Here is a 22,106-nt window from a genome sequence, read left to right as displayed (position 1 = left end):
TCAATTGGTTAGGCAAGTAATTAAGTGTAAATGCCAGTAATTCTCAGCGTTAGGATTTAAGTATCACAAAATTGTGGGTTTTAAGGGGCGCATATGTTGAAATTAACAAGCGGTCAATTATTTATTAAGTGCTATGAAAGCTCTCGGTGTCGCATAATCGCAAGATTTATATTGCTGTAAAATCGATGCTCGTATCGAACCAAGAATGTTATTAACTTTTTTATTGTTGGCAAAACTAGTTAGGAAGCGTTTTTCCAAGTCGAAAGCGCCATATTAAGATATGTCTTTGTTGATTACGTAAATGTCATTTATGATTATTTGTACTTTTTAAAGGCAATAGCTTTAAGCTGTCTAATTCGTAATAATAAACATTATTACGATTTGACTAAGTGGCAATATCCCTCTATTCTACCCATATGCAATATCATCCACTCACCGATGCTACAAAACTTCAGCCCGTTCAACGCGGACTGTTGTCGACACCTGAATTTTCATCGGTCTACCCTACTTTGAATGAGTTCCTTGAATTGCACGAAAGCAAAGGTATCCAAGCACGTGCTGACGTAAGGCACTTATTAAACTTCCTAGTTACCGGACTAAGCAACGCGAAAGGAACACAAAACCGTTTTCGAAACGAAGCTGAGCGTTTAATGCTGTTTTGCTGGAATGAGCGTAACAAATCTGTATTGGAAGCCAATCTTGAAGATATCAAACTGTATATCGATTGGCTTTGGAAACCACCAAAAAGAATCATCGCTGACACAACGATAGCGAGCAGATTTAAAAGCAAACCAAAATCCGATGTTCGATTAGTCAATCCTGAATGGCGTCCGTTTGTTTTACGAAGACCCAAAGCGAATCGTAAAGTCGAGATGTTGATTGAGCCAAAAACTACTAAACTTCAATCTAAACACGCGTACCGATTAACGCAAACGTCACTCCAAAACTCCTATGCCGCGTTGAGTGTGTATTTTAAATTTCTATTTGACGCCGAATTGGTTAGGCGTAACTATGTGACTGATGCTAAAAAAAGCTGTAAGTACTTGGTTAAAGGTAAAGTCTATCAGCCTCCGCATACGTTTGATGATGATACTTGGGATCTATTTATTGATTGTTTAACTAAAGCTGCTAATGAAAATCCAAGGTATGAATTACATCGCTTTGTAGTGTTAACACTCAAAGTCCTTTTCTTACGTATATCGGAATTGTCACAACGCGATTATTATACGCCATTATTCAATCATTTTAGGCCAGACTCAAGTGGTGAAGGTTGGGTTTTAAACGTCATTGGAAAAGGCAAAAAAGAACGACTAGTGACAGTGCCTGACTCTTATATAGATAATGTATTGTCGCGCTATAGAGTTTCGCTAGGATTAACTCCCCTGCCTCGAATTGATGAAGATTCACCCATAATACCGTCACTTAAAACCGGTGCGCCCTTGCGTCAAGATAGCTTAAATAACATTGTGGAAGAAGCGTTTGATTTAGTTATTAGGGAGCTTGTCAAGAGTAACAAAAAACAACAAGCGTTATCAATTGCTGGCGCTTCATCACATTGGTTGCGCCATACTGGGGCCACGCAAGCTCTAGATGAATTGAATGAGACAATGCTAGCTGAAGAGCTTGGTCATGCGAGTGTAAAAACTACTGTTGAAGTATATGTTGCGCCTGCGCACAGAGACAGAATCCGGAAAGGTGCGACAAGAAAACTTTAGCTTTTGAATGTGTGTGGCCGGAAGCGAAAACAAATTCTTTTGCGTAACTGCGACTAGATAATGTGTTTATCGAGGCGAATAACAAGCTTATTATCAGACCAACTCATTGTTTGCTCCAGTTGTGTATTGGCACTCTCCTCTTAGGTCTTTTAATCGATTGTTCTCCCTCATCAGGGATGACAGCGAATAGTACTAAACCGAATTGGACATTAAAGGGCAAAGCAACATAACGTTGCTTGCAGAGGACTATCGGCTCTCAAATATCTACTTCGCATTTTTTAAAATGTATCCAACGACTGGTAAAAATATCATTCCTAACAACGTATTGATGACTTGAGTGCTATTTGATTTATCCAACATAGCTCGATTTACAAAGCTCTCACAGTTATTATTTATCAAATTATACCTTAGCTTGCGACTTGAATTGATTTCGCTGATAGCGCGTTTCGCAACATCCACATTTTCAAACCGCCCTTCATTTGGTAACACGATAATTTTCCCATTTTGTGCATACCTAGTAACAAAGTCCCGAACCGTTGTGACCTGATATTGCGATGACATGTTTTCAATAATGTATATTTCATCGCTTAGGGGATGTTTACCAAGTACGAGCGCATGATGCTTTGGCCCTGCATGCCCCAATTCTTTTGTGATTGCGCCTACTAAACGGCACCCGGTTAAGTCTATTTTTATTAATTCCAAGTTATTTTCCTCATATCGTGTAATTAAGCTTTTTAAGTGAAATTGAAAATATTATTTACGAGAGAATATGATGCTTTTTAGGTGGTTTTTACTGTTTCAACGGCTCTTGCCATTTCATACCCGTGCCTTGCGATTGCATCGAAGTCGTCAGCTTTTATTATTTTTAAATTGGTAGGATAACTAGCCACCTGTCTAATAATCTTAGACGACTGCCACTTGAAATAAGCCATTTCATTCTCATCCAAGATCTCACTTGGCTTCTGCCCTATTAGCAGATACCGACCATTATTTTTATCTTGCAAAAGATAGTTCATAAAACTTCGTACTCTGAGAGCTCTCGTTTGCTCCATACAAATATCTAGCACTCGTTTTAGTCTAAATGGATTTATTGCTTTAAGTAAAAAACCATCTTGCAATGGACTTCCTGCATCTGAGACGATTATTGAATCGGCCTTTCTTTTAGTCTCACCTTTGCCACTATCAAACAAGGGTTCTGTGCCTAAGTTGTCGTATATTCCGCCGTCATAAACATGTAAGACGTCAAAAGGTAGATCAGTTTTAACAGCGCTTTCTTGAGGTGCATCCCACTGAACGCGCTTTAAAAAAGAATATCTTTTAGATTCAATGGCTAACGGCCCTATTCCGCCAGGAAATGCTGCTGAGACCGCTAGCGCTTGACTCAAAGAAAAAGTTGATGATAGAGCATAGCCAATTTTGTAGTCACCAAATGTGTCTTGCTTAAACCTAAATCGTCGTCCGGTTTCGGCTGTAGTGCCATTAATTGACCAAATTGGGTGCTTCTTAATATCTGACAACTTGACATTAATACCCCAGGAATTTTCAATGACACTAGCCAAAACATTTGCGCGTGAAAATATAAATCGCCAATTTGATGGTTTGAATAGGCTTTTCAGCGCTATGCGTTGTATGTCACAGTGACATAATGTCGAGCGTATGTTTTCGTATATCGTGTCTAAAAATTGCTTTGAGCTAGGCCACTCATAGTTATTGTTTTTGTATATCAGTCCTACAATTAAGCTCCCGCCTGACACAGTAGAAAGCTCCTTTATGTTTTCAAGGAGCCCCTGCTCTGCGTAATACTTCAAGGCGCCTAAGTGGAAAACCATAGCACGAATGCCCCCTCCCGAAAGAGCCAAGGCGATTGTCGTATTAGAGTTCAACACACGATTCACCTATCGTTACATTTATTTGGTTTTCAGCGACAATTATTTGAATGGCAGGCAAACCATCACACGCCATGGTTTCGCTTATTTCACATAATTGGACAATATCCTTTTTGCTTTGATGAGCACTCGTATTTGCAGGATGACTATGCCACTCGCCTATATAGTTTACGATGTTGGCTGTCCGGCCATTTACTTTTTTTAATGATTCTTTAACGCCCGATATTCCTCGTTTAAATGTGTCATTTGTCGCTACGCTGTCCTTGGGCGCACCAAATACGTCTACTATAAAAATGGTATCTAAATTGAAATCGACATATCCTACTACGATGCCACCGGTTTCTTCAGGAAGCCCACTATCTCTGATGCTATAAAGTTTATCTGCAAGACCTTGATCATAAGCAATGGATTTGTCACCACATTTGATAAAGACTTCATTGTATACTTCGTGACTATACGCTCTCGTCTCACCTGTTTCCCAATTTGTTTGCCACACCTTGATTGCAGCCTGTTCTTGTGATGACAGTATCTTTATTTGATCGGCCAAGGTAGAACTGTGGCGAGCAATTGACGAGAGTGGAAGTTTCAATGATATATCTCGGCAACTTCCGCCACTAACAAACTTCCCAAGATGATGTTTAAGGTGTGAATATCCCCATTCTTCATTGATAATTAATCGATAATATTGCGCTTCAATTGTTCTGAGGCGTATGGTTCTGGCATTATCTTCAAGCAATAATACGCTATCGTTTCCGCTTGGGCTGACAAAAACAGACATATGGCGAGGAACGCTGTCATCGAAGCTCGCTTTGCGAGGGTAATCTAAGCTTGTTGATGCATCTATCACCAAAGATGACAACATTAATGCTGATTTGGCAGCCTGACTTAACCGAAGAGCGTCCTCTTCAAACACATTGATATCGTCGGTATGCCCAAGAATGTCTTGAGCCTGAATCAATGCCGCCGCTGCCTTGTTCATACCTATGTGGTTTCGGTTAGCAGTATGTCGAGTCAAATTATGTGGTTTGATATGGTCTTTATCAAACAAATTCCACTTACCCCAGCCAGAGCGGATCCAAAAGTCCAAAAGTCCACTTCCCAACGCTCCCAACCCAACAAGAGCAAAGGAATCGCTAGAGAATTGACTGTTAGATTGAGCCGCAAATTCATCATTTGTATTTAGCTTAGTCACTTCCATTGGCAGAAGTTTCAACTCACCTAATGACGATGCGCACAAATGAGATCCACCTGCTATTTGATAATCTACATACAGTTTATCGTCGTCACTATGAAACAAAAATTTCGCTTGAAGGCCCAAATGATAAGGAGATTTGTTTAAGAGAAACGCTTGTTTGTAATATCGTTCAACTGTTCTTTCATCGTTTCTATAAATGGGCACTATCAACAATATGATCGTATTAAGCTTTGGGTTATCGAACGCACCATTATCACAGCACAAGGCTTGAATTTGATGTTTCAGTTGATTGACAACAGCGTCCCCAATACCCCTAGGTAATGCAAACAAAGTCTCCACATCATATGGGGGTAATAAAATATAGTCTTGTTTCACTGGTGAGCTTCGCACAGTAAAGACTTTAAATTCTAAAAAGCTAGTTTGGGTGCAGTCTTTTTGTATATTTTCATCTGATAGTATTAACGAAAACCCACCATTATCTCTTTGGTGAACGAAATCGGCGACAAGACGAATGTTGTCATTTTGTATAATAGAAGTGAAGTTATAAGGAAGTATTAGTTCATACTTAGTTCTATAAAACAGCTGCTCAATGGCCTGTTCATCCGAGTGAAGCGTGCCTTTCGACGAGTTTTCTATCCACCAATAGATCCTGGATAAAAATTGCTGCGCGGTCCAATTGCGATTTACTGCATCGTCATTTTCTGTATACAAACACAAGCTTGGAGGGTGCTCAGGAGAAACAGTCATATGCAGTATTTTGGGAAAGTCAGCTCTACTTGGCCATACTTCCGGCACAAGTGAATTATTACCGACTTTAATGGTCAATGCCTCTCGATATAAAATACCACTTTTAGACGCATCAGGGACGCCATCGCAAGTAAGAACGAGATTGATAAGTTCAAAGACGTCATCTTGTTGAGATTGCCAAAGTTCAATATTAGTTAATTCGAAACTGTCATTTTCTTCAATCGCTTGTTTTAATTTCAGCGTTCTATTAAACAGGTATGGTTTGTCTGCAATCAAAAGGCTAACCGCCGTTTTTACAAATGCCCGCTCGCGCAGGAGAGGCTGCAGCCGCGAGCGTTGCTGCAGCAACAGTACTTTTTACCAAACTCAATCCATAAGCTGATATTTCAAACGTTGTTGGTTTAGGACATGTATTATTTGGCTCTTCCATTGTTACTAAGAACTTACGACCTTTAATTTCATCAACTATATCGAGGTAGGTATTCTTTGCCTGAACATGCGGGGGCTGAATTGACTCATACGCTGCGTCATCTCTGCCGATTGGATGACTAGAGGAAAGGATATAACCATTTGGCTTTCCGCTCAATAACAAACGCTTTACCTCATCGGTCGGTATAGTTTTTGTTTTACCTTTTTCACCTGATGGTGCAAGTGCTAGATAACTACAGTGGTGTGGCAGAGAATAGATATTCCAAGCAAGACGGTCTTCGTTACCGTGATATTCAGTAATATTGACGATATCAGCCAATACCTCACAAGTAGAATCACCTGAAGCAAATAAATCGTAAATCAAATCGTCCTTTTTAAATCTCACATTAAAAATTAGTGCCGATTCATTTCTAATTTCTTTTCTTGCCCCGTCATCACAGTGTTTTTTGTAAGGAGAGTGGCAAAAGAATTCAACGCCGTCATTTTTCAACGAAAATGTATCCACGATTGTACCTGCATCCACAAAAAGGTAATCTCGTTCATTCATACCGATATCGTAACTTTGCATCAATTGTATTAAACTGTCAGGCTTAGAAAATATCTTAATACCCTCACCTGTTCTTAGGCGGTAACGTGCCTCAGCTCGCAAAATGGCGAATTCATCACTACGCTCATCAATTGTGACAGATTCAAGTAGCATAGCAGCAGGTACCCAAAGCTCTTTGATCTTAATGCGGTCCGCACTTTGATATTTTTGCGCATGCTCCAAATAAAAGAACTCTGTACAGCCTTCAATATGGTCTTTGTCAGCGTGGGTAAACATTACTACATCAAAAAAATCAAGGTTTGCCGATGCTAATTCAGTTGTGAGCGATTCCTTTAAATCGATTTCCGGTCTGGCGCTGTCCGTGCCTGACGGGTGTTGCCGATAGTCCATAAGTATGCGTTTATTATTCGACAGGATTATTTGAGAAGTATCACCATTCCCTACGGGGTAAAACTTAATTTTATGCATTGAAATATCCTCTTGTTACTAAGCTTGTTTGTAAAACTTATTGCAGCGTTAACAACTACTTCAAATTAAGTTTCGGCTATTACACTGAACGCGGCGGCGATTTACGTTTATCTTCGCCTCGACTCTGTTTAAATATTACACTAATCAATATGATTAGTAAAGGTAATCATAACTATCTTTTACATTAATCATAATATAATGTATAAATAAAGGAAATTAATGCGGAGAACACATGGAAATCGGTCATCAAGTCTCACAATCACAGCGCGAAAGATTAGCATATATCGATTTTGTTCTTTATTTTTTGGGCAAATTTAATAGATCAGCCTTAGAAGAACGCTTCGGCATAAAACCAGCGGCTGCAACTAGAGACATTGCGAGTTATAAGTCTTATGTATCACACAACCTAATTTATGAGAGTGGGTCAAAACACTATGTAATTTCGAACACATTTACACCGCTCTTTTCTCATCGACCGGACCGTGTGCTGGCTCAAATTTCAAAAGGTTTTGGTGGTATTAATAGTGGCAAAGAAGGAGAGTACATACCCTGTGAACTTCCATTTATCATGAAGCAACCTGACACAGCCATTATTGCCCCTATTTCTCGTGCTATATTTCTTCAGAAACCTTGTCTTATTGAATACATATCAACGAGTAGCGGACACTCTTTAAGAGAAGTGATCCCATTTGCGTTAGTCAACAACGGGCTGCGTTGGCACATGCGTGCCTTTGATAGAAAACAATCACGGTTTGCGGATTTTGTATTGGGAAGAATATTGACATCAAAAGTGATTGACTCGACGCCATTTGCTGAGGAAACCAGAAGCAATGACATACAATGGAACCGAATTGTGGAGTTGGAGTTAGTCCCCCACCCAAATCAAAAGCATAAAATTTCAATAGCGCATGATTACGAAATGGTTAATGAGGTATTGACTCTGCGAGTCCGCGCAGCAGTTGTTGGATATTTGTTGCGACGACTGAATGTAGATTGCACGGAAAACCACTCGCTGGTAAGTCCCTCATACCAGTTATGGCTAAGGAACAAAGCGACACTATACGGTGTCGATAACATCCATCTTGCTCCAGGTATAGAAGAAGCTCGCTAGCTTCACTTTTCTAAAGTTTTTGTACCCCTGCATAGACAAGAACACAATAACAAAAATTGTTTATCTCAGCCTTCGTGTTGATGCCTACCTTACTTTTAATGTCTAATACTAAAGGGTATTAGACATTAAAAGTATTAACCGTTTCAATCTATTAAAACATTAGCAGCGTAATCTTTGACGTAACATCATTAACTCAAATTATACGTAACCCGCCCTACCCGTTTATTGATTAAACATACACTTTTTTAATAAAAGATATGTTTAATCAGTGTTTCCCAGCAGGCTTAGCTTTGACCTCTTTGTGATTCTTTTTTATACGTTTAAAGGCAGCTAAATCTAAATCAGCAGTATTAATCGATATTTGCCCAACACCATGTACGTGACATATTAACTTGTCATAAGGCTGCTTATAAGGCGCTTGCATTGTTGACCCGCCAAACTCTCCAATATTACACACCACAATATGTTGATACATATGCCACTGAAGAGCAGAAGCCATGTTGTCGAATGTACTAACGTCCTTATTATGGGCAACCACAACGAACAAATCGGTTTTATCCCTCAAATCAGCAGCGAGCTTAATGTCAGTCGCATCATAACAAATAGAACCTGTAATACTGAATGGCCCTTCATCATCACCATGTACTTCGATAATATGCTGGCAAGGACGATGGCTTGAAATACCCAAAAGAACTTCATTCTGATTCATGTGTTCTTTACCTTGATCTCGAATAACCCATTGTCTGCGTCCTTCTCTGTAGTTAGGGATAAACCATCTGGCGATATTGATTAATTTACCTCCATGGTCTGTAAAAACTAAACCAGCAAAAACCATAGATCTTGTTTTGTCGGCCAGCCTTTTTAACAAATCTTGGTCATCTAGATGCACTGCAACTTCAGGAAAAACGATTAGATCAGCCCATGGTTTATTGTCCTCTTCATCAGCAATACACTTTGCTTCCAATGTCTTGAGCGTAAGACTGCAAATAGACGCTAAATGCTCTCTATGTTTCGCTCTCATACGAGGATTATTGAGCTCAATATCTGATGGGCTAAAATCGGTAGTTTTTGGGACAAGTTGCTGAACTGTTACAACTCGAAAACCACTTTTTCGGCTACTAGGACGGTAAACGTCTGTTGGTATAGATGGCATCTTTGACGCCTGACAGATCATACTATTCAATTTTTCAAGACGCGATTCAATACAGTACTGAAAACTATCCAAGTCTAGGATCTGTTGTATGTCAACACTTTTGACAAATGATGACTCAAATCCAGGCCATTGCAGGCAACGCATTAATAAATCCGAAAACCAATCACTTGTTGTAGCAAATTCACCCACAAGTGCCTCAGGTGAATGCATCATTCCCATGCGCCTTTTATACCAACTGCTTCTCAAGCCTTTGTAAGTTACAGTTTTACTCTTTTTCCACTGGGTTCCGGTAAAGTCTGCTCCCCCTAATACCGCCGCCCTTAAGATACTGCCAATCCAATAAAGAGTAGCCTTAGCATCATCACCTTGACTATCAATCCAAGAAGGTAGCTCGAACCTTGGGTCTTTAGTTACGTTTACTTTAGCTAGGCTACAAACGATTTTATCGATATAGTGGTTCCAGATTGTCAGCCAATTTGCTCCGCCTGCAAAGCTCACACTAATATTAGACGGTGATTTTTCAACGACAGATTGATTTGTTTTGACTAATTCTAATAGACCAAGAGCTAACTTCAATGCTCCATGCTCATATTTAAAGCCATTTAGGTCTGACGTAATCACCTTATTCAATGTTTGTTTTTTAGATTTAGGTGATGAGGTAATGAACGGTTCAGCCCATTTAAGTTGCTTGATAAGTTCAGTAAGCTTTTGTTTTTTCAGTTGCTTCCACAATGCAATCCAAAATGGGCCGCCTCTTTTAGCATACAAGGTTAAACCATCCGCTTTATTTGCGCCCAAATGTTGAATATTTTCGATATAAAGAGATGCGTAAGTGTCAAAGTTTCCTGTGATTTGAGCAGCGACCTCGAACAAAGCGCTTCTTTGAGGCTGATACTTTGGGGGTGAATTCGCCAGTATCCTATGAAGGTCTAACTGGATTGAATCTGTTTTAAGCTCAATAAGAACGGGTTTATTGACCACCGCAAGTAACATCAGCGCTTGCCTAAGCACAAAATCGTTTGCGTTCAGTGTCTTAAGCACTTTCTGCGCATATCGAACTAAAAGCTCAATAACTGAAAATGGTTCTAATCTAGAAGGATATTGAATTACCTGAAAGTACCCGTTGAAGTCACTAGCGCTTCGAAATAGGTCAGCAAGTATATAATCCATCATCGCTGCTGTAGTTTTATCACTATGTTTTCTTGAATCGTAGAAACTACTTCTTTGGTAAATAGCGTCAAATACAGGCTCAAATAGATCTGCATCAGGATAAACTTCTAGCGCCTTCCTCAGTACCAGACCTAGAGAAGGGTCTTTCATCCAGGCTAAAATGAGTTTTTTAGTCAGCAACTCATTTTCGGATTCACTTATTTGCTGTTTTGAATCGTCACCGTCAAACGTCATTTTGCGTTTACTACGCACTATAGATTCGAGTCTGTTAGCTGCAAAACGTTTTAGCGTGTCTGACCGAATGTCATGGTCAAAATTGGCAATTGCTAGCAAATTAGCATCTGGCGTATTGTCTTTTAAAAAGTTGATTTGCACGTCTTCAATGGTTAATAGATTTTCTAAAACTCCTGTGATTGAGTCTATTGAGTCCCTGTCTGTTGGGCCACTCATTTCGCTTTGTAGTAGTTTAATTCTATTGGACATACTGCCTTTATTATCTAAATCAGACAACAAATTCACTTTCGTCTTTTGTTCATTTATCTTTAACTCTTCACCCCCGTGGGATAAAAGCTTTTTCTTTATAAACTCATTCACTACTTCAGAAATCTGACTCATTGACAAATTATCTGTTGAAACTACTAGCCTTAAATCGTCAACATATCGACAATAATCGTGTAGCATCACACCACTTTTACTTGCCAAATGTTTACCAATAGCCCTGCCCATTTCTTTGTCAAAGTTATTAAGATAAGCGTTAGCAAAAAAGCCTGCTGAAACTAATCCTTGGGGTAATCCCAACTGAATCATTGTTGTATCGAAATCTAACTTTTTTGCTAGGGCTTTGTCTTTCTCTCGCCATTGCCAACCAAAAATACTCTTCACACGTTGCCAAAACTCTGGTTCAAGTTCGTGCCCAAAATCAACGGCTATCTCTTGTAAACGCTCAATGAGTATATTTAAGTCAATTGTATTGTAGAACTTTGAAAGATCTAAATTCACAACAAAGATATCTTCATTCCCAGCACTTATGCTGGCTACTTCCCTACCAAGCTCTAAAGGTCGATTGAGAAAGTTCTGGTAATCAGTAAAAAACTTACGATATGTTTCACTATTTCCCCAACGAAACCAAGCTTTACCGTCTTTATTCCAATCGCATAAAAGTCTATTGCCATAGCTGTATACTTCCTTTGTGCGAGCTTCGACAAATGATAGTTCACACTCTCCTTGTGCTGTCTCTACCGCATCGGCTAGGCACATCATTGTTGCAGTAGCCCACGTTTGGTCTCGAATAGTTAAATGGGCTAGTGGTCGTAATGGGAGCTTCGGTACGCCATCGTCATTAACTCTACCCTTTTTAACATGCCAACCATCTTCAGTGATGTGCCATTCCTCACTTTTAGCTGCGGGTACTAATTCAATTGGGTTTATAGGTTTATTATCAGCAAGTGCTTTAGACCACACCTTTGCATTGTCTTCAATAGTTAAAGCTGATACATCCAATGCTAAAGTGTCTGCATACCAGTTGAATGAGCGAATATAGCCATGGGTTTTCTTCCACGCCTGTGCAATAACAACTTCATCAGCCAAGTAGTCCAGTGTCGGTTTAATTGAGCGATACTTTTCATTAATCAGTTTCATATACGTTCCATGTTAAATATAACAAAAGGTATTGCTACATTATTTATAATAAAGCTCTATCTGCTATTGCATCTGTAAGATGGAGTTGGGTGTACTGAGTTTCTTTTAGTCTTTTACTTAAAGAGTCGCAGATTGCCATAAGTTCATAGACCTTTGCGACAATGCGATGTTGTTCAGCAAGCGGTGGCATGGGAAATATTATGCCTCTGCTTTTTGTCACGGAAATATTGTCTTGTCCTGCTGTACCTATTAATTCCATTGAATCCAAAAATATACCAGAGGTTAAATACGTATATATATAACGATTGAGACTTACTTCGATAGGCCTAAAAAAAACTATTGCTTGGTTACAGTTCCACTCGGGATAATCATCTGGAATTATTGCTATCTTGCCTAAAGGGGGACCAACGATATTCATCACAACATCACCGGGATACAAAATTGACCTAGTTAACTTATCCTTATGGTGCTGAACATCTATGAACTGAGGACGATAGTCAAATGCTATCGACTGGTCTTTGATGTTGTAAACTTTAAGATAAGGTACGCCGGTCGTTTCATTAAACTTGTCTTTAGGTGGCGTTGAACCCGATGTAATACCAAAACAAATGTCATCAAGCCTACTTAGACACCAACCTCTAGGCAAAGCAAACGGCTTTTCTTCTTCTGTAATTGGTGCAAGTGCTTTTTGTTTCTTAATTTTCTTGTCTTTAATTAACTGTTCTTTCTCTGCGGCAATACGCTCAAGTAGCTTAGACGCAGGTTCATCATTGGGGTCTTGTTTGACAAGTTTGCCCATTACTGCGAGTTGCAGGATGGTTTGTTTTAGTTGGTCGATGCTGTCTTGTGTGGTGAAAAGTACGTCGAAGTGTTTACTGATGCGTTGCCAACTGTCGTTGAGTTCGTCGGCGTCTTTGGCATTGGTGAGGGTTGCTAGTAGGGTTTCAACTAGGATTTTATGCGCATAGATACTGGCTTCGGTTCGTGATTCTAGTTGGTCGCATAGTGTCATTAGTTCTGTGACTTTGGCGACGATTCGGTGTTGTTCCTTAAGCGGAGCAACAGGCATTACAAGCTTCGGAATATCTCCAAGATTTAGTTTATTAGTATGACTACCCCCAGCTTTAATTTCATTATACTGCTTCAACAGCAATGGACTATTTAAAACAAGATGGGTAAATCTTGGTGTATAGTATTCTTGTATGAATTTAATTAGTCCAACACTCACAAAAAGACTGAATGGCCTCTCAGTATCTACAATAGTTGCCCGACCTAAAGTACCAATTCGACATATTAGAATGTCGCCAGTATCTGGGTTACAACGTTTATTAATTTCTAAATGCTGTTCTTTCGATATAAATCTACAATCACTAAATGATACTGTTTTGCCGTCTATATCTTTTACGGATATAAAAGGAACGCCGCTATCAATATAGTTAGGGCGGTGATGAACTCCATCAGTAATTTGAATTGCTAAATTCCCAATATATTGCCATTGCCAACTGGAAGGTAATTCAAACAAATTTTCTTTATTTATGTTTGAAGGCGATGGTTTTTGCTTTTTAACCCTTCCCTCTTTGATAAGCATTTCTTTTTTGGAAAAAAGTTTCTTCAACAGCTCACTAGCCGGTTCATCATTAATATCTTGCGGCACTAACTTGCCCCGAACTGCCAATTCCAAAATCAACTCACGTAACTTTTTAATCCCATGTAGGTCTAATTTTTTTGAGCTGCCACGACCTGATGATGGCTTTGTTTTGATGGTGGATGTCCAAATGTCAATGTGGTCGGTAATCAATTTTTGAGGGTTCCCGCCTCCAAGGGAATTACTGTTTGGTGTAGTCATTAGTTTGCACCTGAACTTAATGCATTACCTAATATGCCTTTTAATTGGTCTCGAAGCTGCTGAATTTCTTCTTGTTGTTCGGCGTATTTACTTAATAGCTCTTGCGGATCATAATTAACTTGTTCGCCTATATGCGGGTTTTTAATATCGAGGTTAAAGTTACGAGCAATAATATCGTCAATGCTAACTTGCCATGCTTGTTCGGTTGTTTGTCTGTTAGCAAAATCGTCAGCCTCGTTACCCCACCATTCGCACTCGGTTTCAAATTCTTCAAACCTCATAGGTTTGGTTTTATTGTAGTTTTTTACGCCTTCTGGGTAAGGGTGCTCGTAAAACCATACATTTTTAGTCGGTTCGCCTTTGGCGAAAAATAGAATGTTGGTTTTAATGCCGGTGTAAGGTGCAAATACACCATTGGGTAATCGCACTATGGTGTGTAGGTTACATTCTTCTGTAAGCAGCTTTTTGATCTTAGTTTTAACACCTTCGCCGAACAAAGTGCCGTCAGGCAATACTACTGCTGCCCTGCCGCCATCTTTTAATACTTCGATAATAAGTTGTAAAAACAAGTCTGCGGTTTCACGCGTTTGCATATCAGACGGGAAGTTTTTCTCAATGCCATCTTCTTCGGTGCCACCAAAAGGTGGGTTAGTAATAATCACGTCGTAGGTGCTATCCCAAGACGATAATGGGTCACCAAGGGTATTACCGTGTTTAATTTGTACGGGAACTTCTATGCCATGCAACATCATATTGGTCGTACAAAGTAAATGTGGAAGTTGCTTCTTTTCAACGCCGTGAATTTGCTTTTGCAGGGTTTGGTGGTCACTACCTGTTTTTACATAATTCGCTTTTATATGGTCAACCGAGCAGGCTAAAAAGCCACCTGTGCCACAAGCCGGATCAAACACTTGTTCGCCCAACTTAGGGTCTAGTCTGTTCACCATGAATTTGGTAACGGCTCTTGGTGTGTAAAACTCGCCAGCGTTGCCTGCACTTTGTAAATCACGAAGTATTTGCTCGTATATGTCTCCAAACATATGGCGCTCATTTGAGTCGCCAAAATCTACTTCATTTAATTTGTTGATCACTTGGCGCAGTAATGTGCCGTTTTTCATATAATTAAAGGCGTCACTAAACGCTTCACGTACTACAAAACCACGAGGGTTTTTATCAATAGGCGCAGTAAAGGTTTTCAATTCTGTAAACAGCTTATCGTTTACAAACTCAAGCAATTCATCGCCGGTAATACCTTGAGCGTCAGACGCCCAATTGCGCCACAAAAACTCTTCTGGAATTGGCGAGCGATAGTTATCTAATTCCAACTCTAAATCTTCTTCCTGAGCGTCGAATATCTTGAGGAATAGCAGCCAAGACATTTGCCCTAAACGCTGCGCATCGCCGTCTACACCGGCATCTTTGCGCATAATATCTTGAATGGACTTAATAACTGTACTTACAGACATAACGTTACTTCTCTTTAATTTGGTTACTGCTTGGGTTTTAGTTAAACCTTTTGGCTTATTTCGTATTAGGCGGTTTTATCTTGTGTCGCACTATAAATAGCGTGTTCAAGTTCTGTTATTGCCTGGTCGTATTGTTTGCGGCCACCAAAGCCTTTTTTGAGGATCTCGCTAAAAGAGCCAATTTCAGTGAATGGGTGGACTTTAATGGTTTGTAGGTTTTCAACTTCGCTTACGCCTGCGTCAGCGTACTTTGTCAGTAATTGGTTTAATACCGACTGCGCTTGTTCTGAATATTGAGTGAAGTAATTGTTCTTTTTCACTTCGTTGGCGCGTTCTTTACGAGTCATGGGCGGCTGATCAAACACTACATGGCATATCATATCAAAGGGGTCGAGGTCTTTTCCGACTTCTTGCTCTAACGCGTCCCAAATAATACCTTCATCGGCTAGCTCGTCAATTATGGTCTGCTTGCGTTCGGCTTCATTCCATTTTTTAACAAAGGCATCAAGGGAGGTGTATTGTTTATTTAGGGTCTTCTTGGTGTAGTCTTTAAAAGATTCAGTTACCAGTTTGCCGTCGGTATCGTAATATTGCACACGCTCTGCAACCTTTAACACCTTTACGCCGTTCACGTGATATTTGTTTATCTTTTCTTCGTCTTGCCAATCATCTCCACCAATTTCACCTTCTGGAAAATCGAAACCGTCATCTGCTTCAGAATCGTTGGCATCGGTGCTTGCCCATTCTTCAGCTAAATTGTCTCCCCCTTCAATGATGTCATCAAAGTCAGATTCATGATCGTTAATATCGTCAGCTCTAGTAACGATAACTTTCTCGGGAATACCGTCGAAGCCTTCATCTGCAAATAGCTCTGTGGCTTTTTTAAAGTCTAATATGGTAAACCATAGTTTGTTGAACTTATCGTCAATGCGGGTTCCTCGGCCTATGATTTGTTTAAATTTAGTCATTGACTGAATAGCTTGGTCGAGCACAACCAATTTACAGGTTTTGGCATCCACGCCTGTGGTCATTAATTCAGAGGTGGTTGCAATAACTGGGTAGGCTTTTTTAGGATTAATGAAGTTACCTAACTGCCCCTTTCCTTCGTCATCATCACCTGTAATTTTCATTACGTACTTTTCGTTTTTAGCAACTTGCTCTGGATTCAGATTAACAAGGGCACGACGCATACGGTCGGCATGGTCTATGTCGTTACAAAATACGATGGTTTTATCCATTACGTTAGTGCGTTTTAGGTAATTAGTAATGGTTTCAGCGACAAGTTGAGTGCGCTCATCAATTACCATAGTGCGATCGAAGTCTTTTTGGTTGTAGATCCTATCCTCAATCACATTACCTTTTTTGTCTGTTTGTCCTTTAGTGGGCCGCCAGCCCTGCAAATCCAAGTCAATATCAACACGTACTACTTTGTAAGGCGCTAAGAAGCCGTCTTCAATGCCTTCTTTAAGAGAATACATGTAAGCTGGGTCGCCAAAGTAATCGCTGTTAGATACTTCATCGGTTTCTTTTGGTGTAGCGGTTAAGCCTATTTGAGTGGCTGCATCAAAGTATTCTAATATTTCACGCCAAGCGCTGTCTTCAGCCGCACTTCCTCTATGGCACTCGTCAATTATGATTAAGTCGAAAAAGTCGCGGTCGACTTGTTTGTAGGCTTTTTGAGATTCTTCTGGTCCAGTTAATGCCTGGTAAAGCGCAAGATGAATTTCGTATGCCGGGTCAACTTTGCGCCCAGTGATTTTTGTCATCGCTTGGCCGAAAGGCTGAAAGTCACCTGACTTGGTTTGATCGACCAATATGTTTCTGTCTGCCAAAAACAATATGCGTTTCTTAGCTCTGGACTTCCAAAGTCGCCAGATAATTTGAAAGGCGGTATAGGTTTTACCTGTGCCGGTTGCCATTACTAACAGCACTCGGTTTTGACCTTTTGATACCGCTTCTACGGTTTTATTGATTGCTTGTAGTTGGTAGTAGCGAGGTGATTTACCAGTTCCATCGTCATGATAATCTTGGGTGATGATAGGCAGTTGTTGTAGGGTGTAACCTTTGAATGCGCAATATTTTGCCCACAACTCTTGAGGACTAGGAAATTCATCAAGAGTTATTTCACGCTCAATTTCATGCAGATTAGTTTTATCATGAAAAATGAAGCCATCGCCGTTGGAAGCAAAAATAAATGGAACATCTAACAACCGAGCATAATCTAAGCCCTGCTGAATACCCTTCCCCACTTCATGTTTATTGGCTTTCGCTTCTACTACCGCAAGCGGCATTGATACTTTGTGATAAAGCACAATGTCGGCAGACTTAACCTTTTTACGCGCCGCCGCCATACCGCGAACCACTACTTTACCGTCGCGAAGTTTAACCTCTTGACGAATTTGGTACATGTCATCCCAGCCAGCATGCTTTATAGCAGGCATAATAAACTTGGTGATTATGTCAGTTTCGCTCAGCGCTTTTTTATTGATTGGCGACAAGATGAAGTTCCTTTTTCATTGCAGCATTCCAATTCACATATGCACCCCACTGTTATGAATATAATGAGATTATTTTAGTATCGATTCAGTGATAATAGCTATTATTTAGACTTTTGGCTACTCTATTGTAAAGCGCCTTATCTATTGTAAAGCGCCTTAAACGCATCAGATAACAGTATAATGACGCCGTTGTATTTGCTTACAAATTTTTGTACGAAATTAAAAATGTTTTAGTCAAAATAAAGAAGCACAAGCGGCAGTCTAGGACTCATGCTACCTATCAATTGATGTTCCTTATCCATGTGTCGTTAGAATTAACAGCTATATTTTTCAGCTGCACATTTGCTGGTGAGTTTGAGGATGAAAATATTGGCTTTCACGCCGACTATCTTATACACGAGCTATTCATGAATAAGATGTTTCTTAAAGCTCGATTGCAGTTTTAGCATTCTCCAGAGTTTCATAAGTTAAACTTAGTTTTCTTTTTGTCAGTTATTATTGGCTATCGCTAGGTTTTGTTAACGTCTCAAGCAGCTCGTCAATATCAGCGATAGCGTTCATCATTATTGCTGCGGCGCGACTTGATTGCGTCACCTGGTATTTCTCTCCACATTTAAGAACAGTAAATCCTGTCTCACTTAATTCAATACTCGCAATTATTGTCATTCTTTCTACTTCACTCACGATGTTTCCTCTTTCTCGATAATACACACTTTTGACTTGACTATCATTTCAGTCGGCGATTAAGCTTGCGGAAATTCATACACAACAGAGTGACTAAATTGTCCATTAAATCGTAGTTTTTTGAAAAAAACATCGTCAAGTGTTGGCATTGATAGATTATCTTTACCTTCGTTAAATCTCAAATTTTCACTAGTAATCTGTTTTTTGTCGCTGCTGTTATGGTCGCTATCTGGGGGATGCCTTTCCTCTTCATTTTCTAGCACAGTAATAGGCGTCTGACTAGATACTACAATAGTCGAACTTGCTGCTGGTATGTCATCAGATAACCTTTTTGAATACTCAATTAACTGAGGCTGTGCAGGCGCAAATAAATGTGCTGTGCGGTTTTTCTCTTTTGCGTTAAGTCTTACAATTCGCCCTAAAATTTGCCGAAAATGAAGCTCTGTTTTTATTCTTGTAAGATGACAGCATACCTGTAATCTTGGAATATTTGTGCCTTCACTTACCATGGCAACAGCTACCAACCATTCAATATCAGTATCTTGAAATGAATTTATGATATCAAGACTATTAATATCATGATGGGAAACAACTATAACAGTACGCTCAAAGTTGTGTTGCAAAATCGTCGCAATTTTAAATGCATGATCTACAGTGGATGCCACAACTAATCCAGCTGCCCTACTGTTTTCTTTTCTAACATAATCCAGCTTTAAAATTGATTGTTGCAAACAAAATTTAATAATTGGTTCCGCCTCGACAATCGTTTGATAGCTTATACTTGAAGATTCTAGTGCATCCTCGATACTGGTATAATGATGTTTAACGTTTTTCCTGTCAGTGATGCTGATTAAATTATTATCAATTACGGTTACTGAAGGCACTCGACAAACTGATTCATTAATTGCTTGTGTTAGGCCATATTCATAATCACAAATAATGCTACCATTACTCTCATTATACCTTGAAAGAGTAACTGCGCGTTTATCTGACCGCCAAGGCGTGCCAGAGAGTGCCATTGTATAACTGGCGTGAGCCTCAATATTTCTTAATATATGCTGCGCCCAAACATTTGAATCTTCTATTGAATTACCACCACAATGGTGTATTTCATCAAAAATAGCGAATACGCGATATTGCTTAAATACATTCCAAAAAGACGTATCCTTAAAATTTAGCGATTGATAAGTTACACAAAGACCTTTAGACCCGATATGGCCATTCATTGGTGCATTTATAACCTGCTCGATAGATTTGCGCATGCTTTGGGCTGTGACCACAGAAGGTGTAAAACAAAAAACAAAGTCAATTAGGTCTAGATTTAGTAGTTTATCAACAACATCAGCCGTCATCCTTGTCTTACCAGCTCCCGGCGTAGCTACACATAGAAAGTGTTTATCATTAGATAAATAGCTAGCGATTGCTTTGTCCGAACAAAGCAATTGCCAATTTCTCAATCTCATTTGATGTCCTCTGATAGGAGCGCTTCTATTGCTTTAACTCTGCCTATTAGCTCAATGTTTTTCTCTTTCGACGAATTAAACTTGTTTTGTATTAAATGACGCCATTCTGGGTAAAGGACACAGAGTTCTTCATATTCTTTTGTTTCACCTGAACTTACTAACAATTCCGTTTGGTATGATTTAAGTCGTGATTTAAGACCATCCATTTTATGATCTACAGCCTCCATTTTTGTTGATATCTGTTCTGTGTCGTGTATTGCGTCCAATAAAATTTTATTAGTATTGTTATAGGATGTCCTTATACCCTTTTGTGAAGTAAGCGAAATGTAGCCATGTTTGACTAATGTTTTGAACTGCCCATTCACCCATCGTCTAATATCGTTCTTATCACGCTTTTCAGATGTACTTTTAAGCAATATGTCTCTTATCTCAGTTACACAATATTCGGTAGTACCTTTACTTTTAAGAATTGATAGTAATGCTGGATTAGGGGCGTATTTGTGTTTTGGCATTTTATACTTCTCATACAGTGGCTAAATAAATTAAGGAAACTTAAAAGGAAAATAATAATGCGGATTATAGTCCGTGGATACTTAAGCCGCAACTAGAGATATTAAAAGTCTTTGGGCGGTATAGAAAAATGAGTAAGTTATCAAAGATAGTCGGTAGGAAAATACGGCAGAAAAGAAAGGAAAATGGATATTCGCAAGAAGCGCTTGCATTAAATGCTAAATTGGATAGAAGTTATGTAGGACGTATTGAACGTGGGGAAGTAAACATAACTTTGGAAACTTTATATCAGCTTGCTAACACCATTAAATGTGATGTAAGAACGCTGCTTCCATAAACATAAGTTTAAATTACATTTTTAATGTTTCTAGTCTCTAAACCGTGACATTGGATGTTTCTCATATTTGTGAATATCTTTAGCGATAAATTTTTTAAATGACTCTAAGTCGTGTTTATCTGTATAACTAGTCTTTAGCATGCGGCCATTTTGATAGCGATAAAAGTTTATAGGAACAAACCAACAGGTTATTCGATAAAATTGTATCCAAGGAAGCTTTAAGTTTTGTTTATCAGCCAAATATGCAATTACTAAGAATTCGAAACCAATAGCCAATAAAATATCCTTAAATTCATCTGTTAGTATTTTAGCTTCTTCAGAAGAGCACTTGTTTACAATTAACCTGTACCCAAAGTTTATATAGTCTGTATTATAAAAATTATCTTGCAAGCCGTATAAGTTAATTGCTTCGCTGTAGTTTCGGTCTTTGCAGTAACTTTGGTGAGGACTAAGGCAGGTAATGAACATATTTTTGGCGTCGCAAATAACTTTATTGCTCAGATGAAGGTTATAGTCATTCTGCAAACGTTCTTGGCTATTTCTCGTGACTATTTCCCATGCCCTTACAAAACTTTCTATAAATGATTTGGTTTTAACACGATTTTTTAATGCTAAAATTCTAGTATTTATATCTTGTATGCAGTTGGTAAATCTCAATTTACTGTTGGCCGCTCTCTCAAAGTCACTCGCAAGTGCGTCCATCATATTGCGCTTGATGCTTAATTGGAGGCTTGTTCTTAATTGATTTTCATGAACCATGAACGCCATTGGTGTTGTATCAATGTATTCAATGACTTTCCTCATTTTCCACATTCTACTTAAAGAGTTTGGCGACGAAAGAAGTGTTTTTTGGGGGTACAGCATAGAATGTTTGTCTGCCAATAACTTTTTGCATTTTGGACAACTATAGCTCAATGCAAAGGGCGTTTTATTAAACCTAACATCAATTGAATATCCACAATTGGGACATCTATTTTTTATTTCAATTTCATGAATTGGACACGTAATAACATGAGGATATTGAAAAAGTACACTATGAAAACTCTCTTTAATACACAAAGGACAAAACCTTAGATGATCTGTGTTCGGTTTAAGTAACATGTTTTTAGTGTCATGTAGAGTTGCCGACGAAAAGTTTGTTAACGATAGTTCATCTTTAACAAATTTGTAAAAAATTTGATTTTCATTTGTCGTTGGCAACCCATGTGACTGGATACACTTTCCAGTTATCAAATTTATACTA

Annotated in this window: 15 protein-coding genes; 3 read left to right on the top strand and 12 right to left on the bottom strand. The window is 39.1% G+C overall.

What is annotated here, in order from left to right:
* The first annotated feature begins 389 nt into the window (after positions 1-389).
* Positions 390-1,715 (top strand): tyrosine-type recombinase/integrase, encoded by a 1,326-nt coding sequence (locus ACOI22_RS02820; RefSeq protein WP_420669990.1) that lies wholly within the window; start codon positions 390-392, stop codon positions 1,713-1,715.
* A 264-nt stretch (positions 1,716-1,979) separates the two neighbouring features.
* Here ACOI22_RS02820 and ACOI22_RS02815 read toward each other — a convergent pair whose 3' ends face one another.
* The 4 genes from ACOI22_RS02815 to ACOI22_RS02800 all read right to left on the bottom strand — a co-directional run bounded on the left by ACOI22_RS02815 (position 1,980) and on the right by ACOI22_RS02800 (position 6,987).
* Positions 1,980-2,417: a lecithin retinol acyltransferase family protein gene (locus ACOI22_RS02815; RefSeq protein WP_420669988.1), complete on the bottom strand. Its 438-nt coding sequence runs from the start codon at positions 2,415-2,417 to the stop codon at positions 1,980-1,982.
* 77 nt (positions 2,418-2,494) lie between these two features.
* Positions 2,495-3,601: a patatin-like phospholipase family protein gene (locus ACOI22_RS02810; protein ID WP_420669986.1), complete on the bottom strand. Its 1,107-nt coding sequence runs from the start codon at positions 3,599-3,601 to the stop codon at positions 2,495-2,497.
* Positions 3,588-5,819 (bottom strand): ThiF family adenylyltransferase, encoded by a 2,232-nt coding sequence (locus ACOI22_RS02805; protein WP_420669984.1) that lies wholly within the window; start codon positions 5,817-5,819, stop codon positions 3,588-3,590. Before ACOI22_RS02805 ends, ACOI22_RS02810 begins: the two co-directional genes overlap by 14 nt.
* Before the next feature lie 4 nt (positions 5,820-5,823).
* Positions 5,824-6,987, bottom strand: coding sequence for a hypothetical protein (locus ACOI22_RS02800; RefSeq protein WP_420669982.1), 1,164 nt, complete (start codon positions 6,985-6,987; stop codon positions 5,824-5,826).
* Between the two features lie 232 nt (positions 6,988-7,219).
* Here ACOI22_RS02800 and ACOI22_RS02795 point away from each other — a divergent pair, with 232 nt between their 5' ends.
* Positions 7,220-8,098 carry a WYL domain-containing protein gene (locus ACOI22_RS02795; protein ID WP_420669980.1) on the top strand — a complete coding sequence of 293 codons (879 nt, stop codon included), beginning with the start codon at positions 7,220-7,222 and terminating at the stop codon, positions 8,096-8,098.
* A 265-nt stretch (positions 8,099-8,363) separates the two neighbouring features.
* Here the strand turns inward: ACOI22_RS02795 and ACOI22_RS02790 are convergent, their stop codons facing one another.
* The 7 genes from ACOI22_RS02790 to ACOI22_RS02760 form a co-directional block, all read right to left on the bottom strand.
* Positions 8,364-12,059, bottom strand: a complete 3,696-nt coding sequence (locus ACOI22_RS02790; protein ID WP_420669978.1) for a reverse transcriptase domain-containing protein — start codon at positions 12,057-12,059, stop codon at positions 8,364-8,366.
* 43 nt (positions 12,060-12,102) lie between these two features.
* A complete protein-coding gene (locus ACOI22_RS02785) occupies positions 12,103-13,905 on the bottom strand; it encodes a restriction endonuclease subunit S (protein WP_420669976.1) in 1,803 nt (600 codons plus the stop codon).
* On the bottom strand, positions 13,905-15,371 hold the full coding sequence (locus tag ACOI22_RS02780) for an N-6 DNA methylase (RefSeq protein WP_420669974.1): 1,467 nt from the start codon (positions 15,369-15,371) through the stop codon (positions 13,905-13,907). Before ACOI22_RS02780 ends, ACOI22_RS02785 begins: the two co-directional genes overlap by 1 nt.
* A gap of 65 nt (positions 15,372-15,436) precedes the next feature.
* A complete protein-coding gene (gene hsdR / locus ACOI22_RS02775) occupies positions 15,437-17,812 on the bottom strand; it encodes an EcoAI/FtnUII family type I restriction enzme subunit R (protein WP_420672300.1) in 2,376 nt (791 codons plus the stop codon).
* A gap of 552 nt (positions 17,813-18,364) precedes the next feature.
* Entirely contained in the window at positions 18,365-18,553 is a 189-nt protein-coding gene (locus tag ACOI22_RS02770) for a hypothetical protein (RefSeq protein ID WP_420669972.1), read from the bottom strand.
* Positions 18,554-18,612: 59 nt separating this feature from the next.
* Positions 18,613-20,016: a DEAD/DEAH box helicase gene (locus tag ACOI22_RS02765; protein WP_420669970.1), complete on the bottom strand. Its 1,404-nt coding sequence runs from the start codon at positions 20,014-20,016 to the stop codon at positions 18,613-18,615.
* Positions 20,013-20,528 carry a hypothetical protein gene (locus tag ACOI22_RS02760; RefSeq protein ID WP_420669968.1) on the bottom strand — a complete coding sequence of 172 codons (516 nt, stop codon included), beginning with the start codon at positions 20,526-20,528 and terminating at the stop codon, positions 20,013-20,015. Before ACOI22_RS02760 ends, ACOI22_RS02765 begins: the two co-directional genes overlap by 4 nt.
* A 128-nt stretch (positions 20,529-20,656) precedes the next feature.
* Here ACOI22_RS02760 and ACOI22_RS02755 point away from each other — a divergent pair, with 128 nt between their 5' ends.
* A complete protein-coding gene (locus ACOI22_RS02755; RefSeq protein ID WP_420669966.1) occupies positions 20,657-20,863 on the top strand; it encodes a helix-turn-helix domain-containing protein in 207 nt (68 codons plus the stop codon).
* A gap of 30 nt (positions 20,864-20,893) precedes the next feature.
* Here the strand turns inward: ACOI22_RS02755 and ACOI22_RS02750 are convergent, their stop codons facing one another.
* A complete protein-coding gene (locus tag ACOI22_RS02750) occupies positions 20,894-21,745 on the bottom strand; it encodes a hypothetical protein (protein ID WP_420669964.1) in 852 nt (283 codons plus the stop codon).
* Positions 21,746-22,106: the final 361 nt, after the last annotated feature.

The sequence above is a fragment of the Glaciecola sp. 2405UD65-10 genome (assembly GCF_048820975.1).
Classification (GTDB): domain Bacteria; phylum Pseudomonadota; class Gammaproteobacteria; order Enterobacterales; family Alteromonadaceae; genus Glaciecola.
The sequence above is the reverse complement of the archived record's forward strand: the minus strand, read 5'-3'. Positions and strand labels throughout refer to the sequence as shown.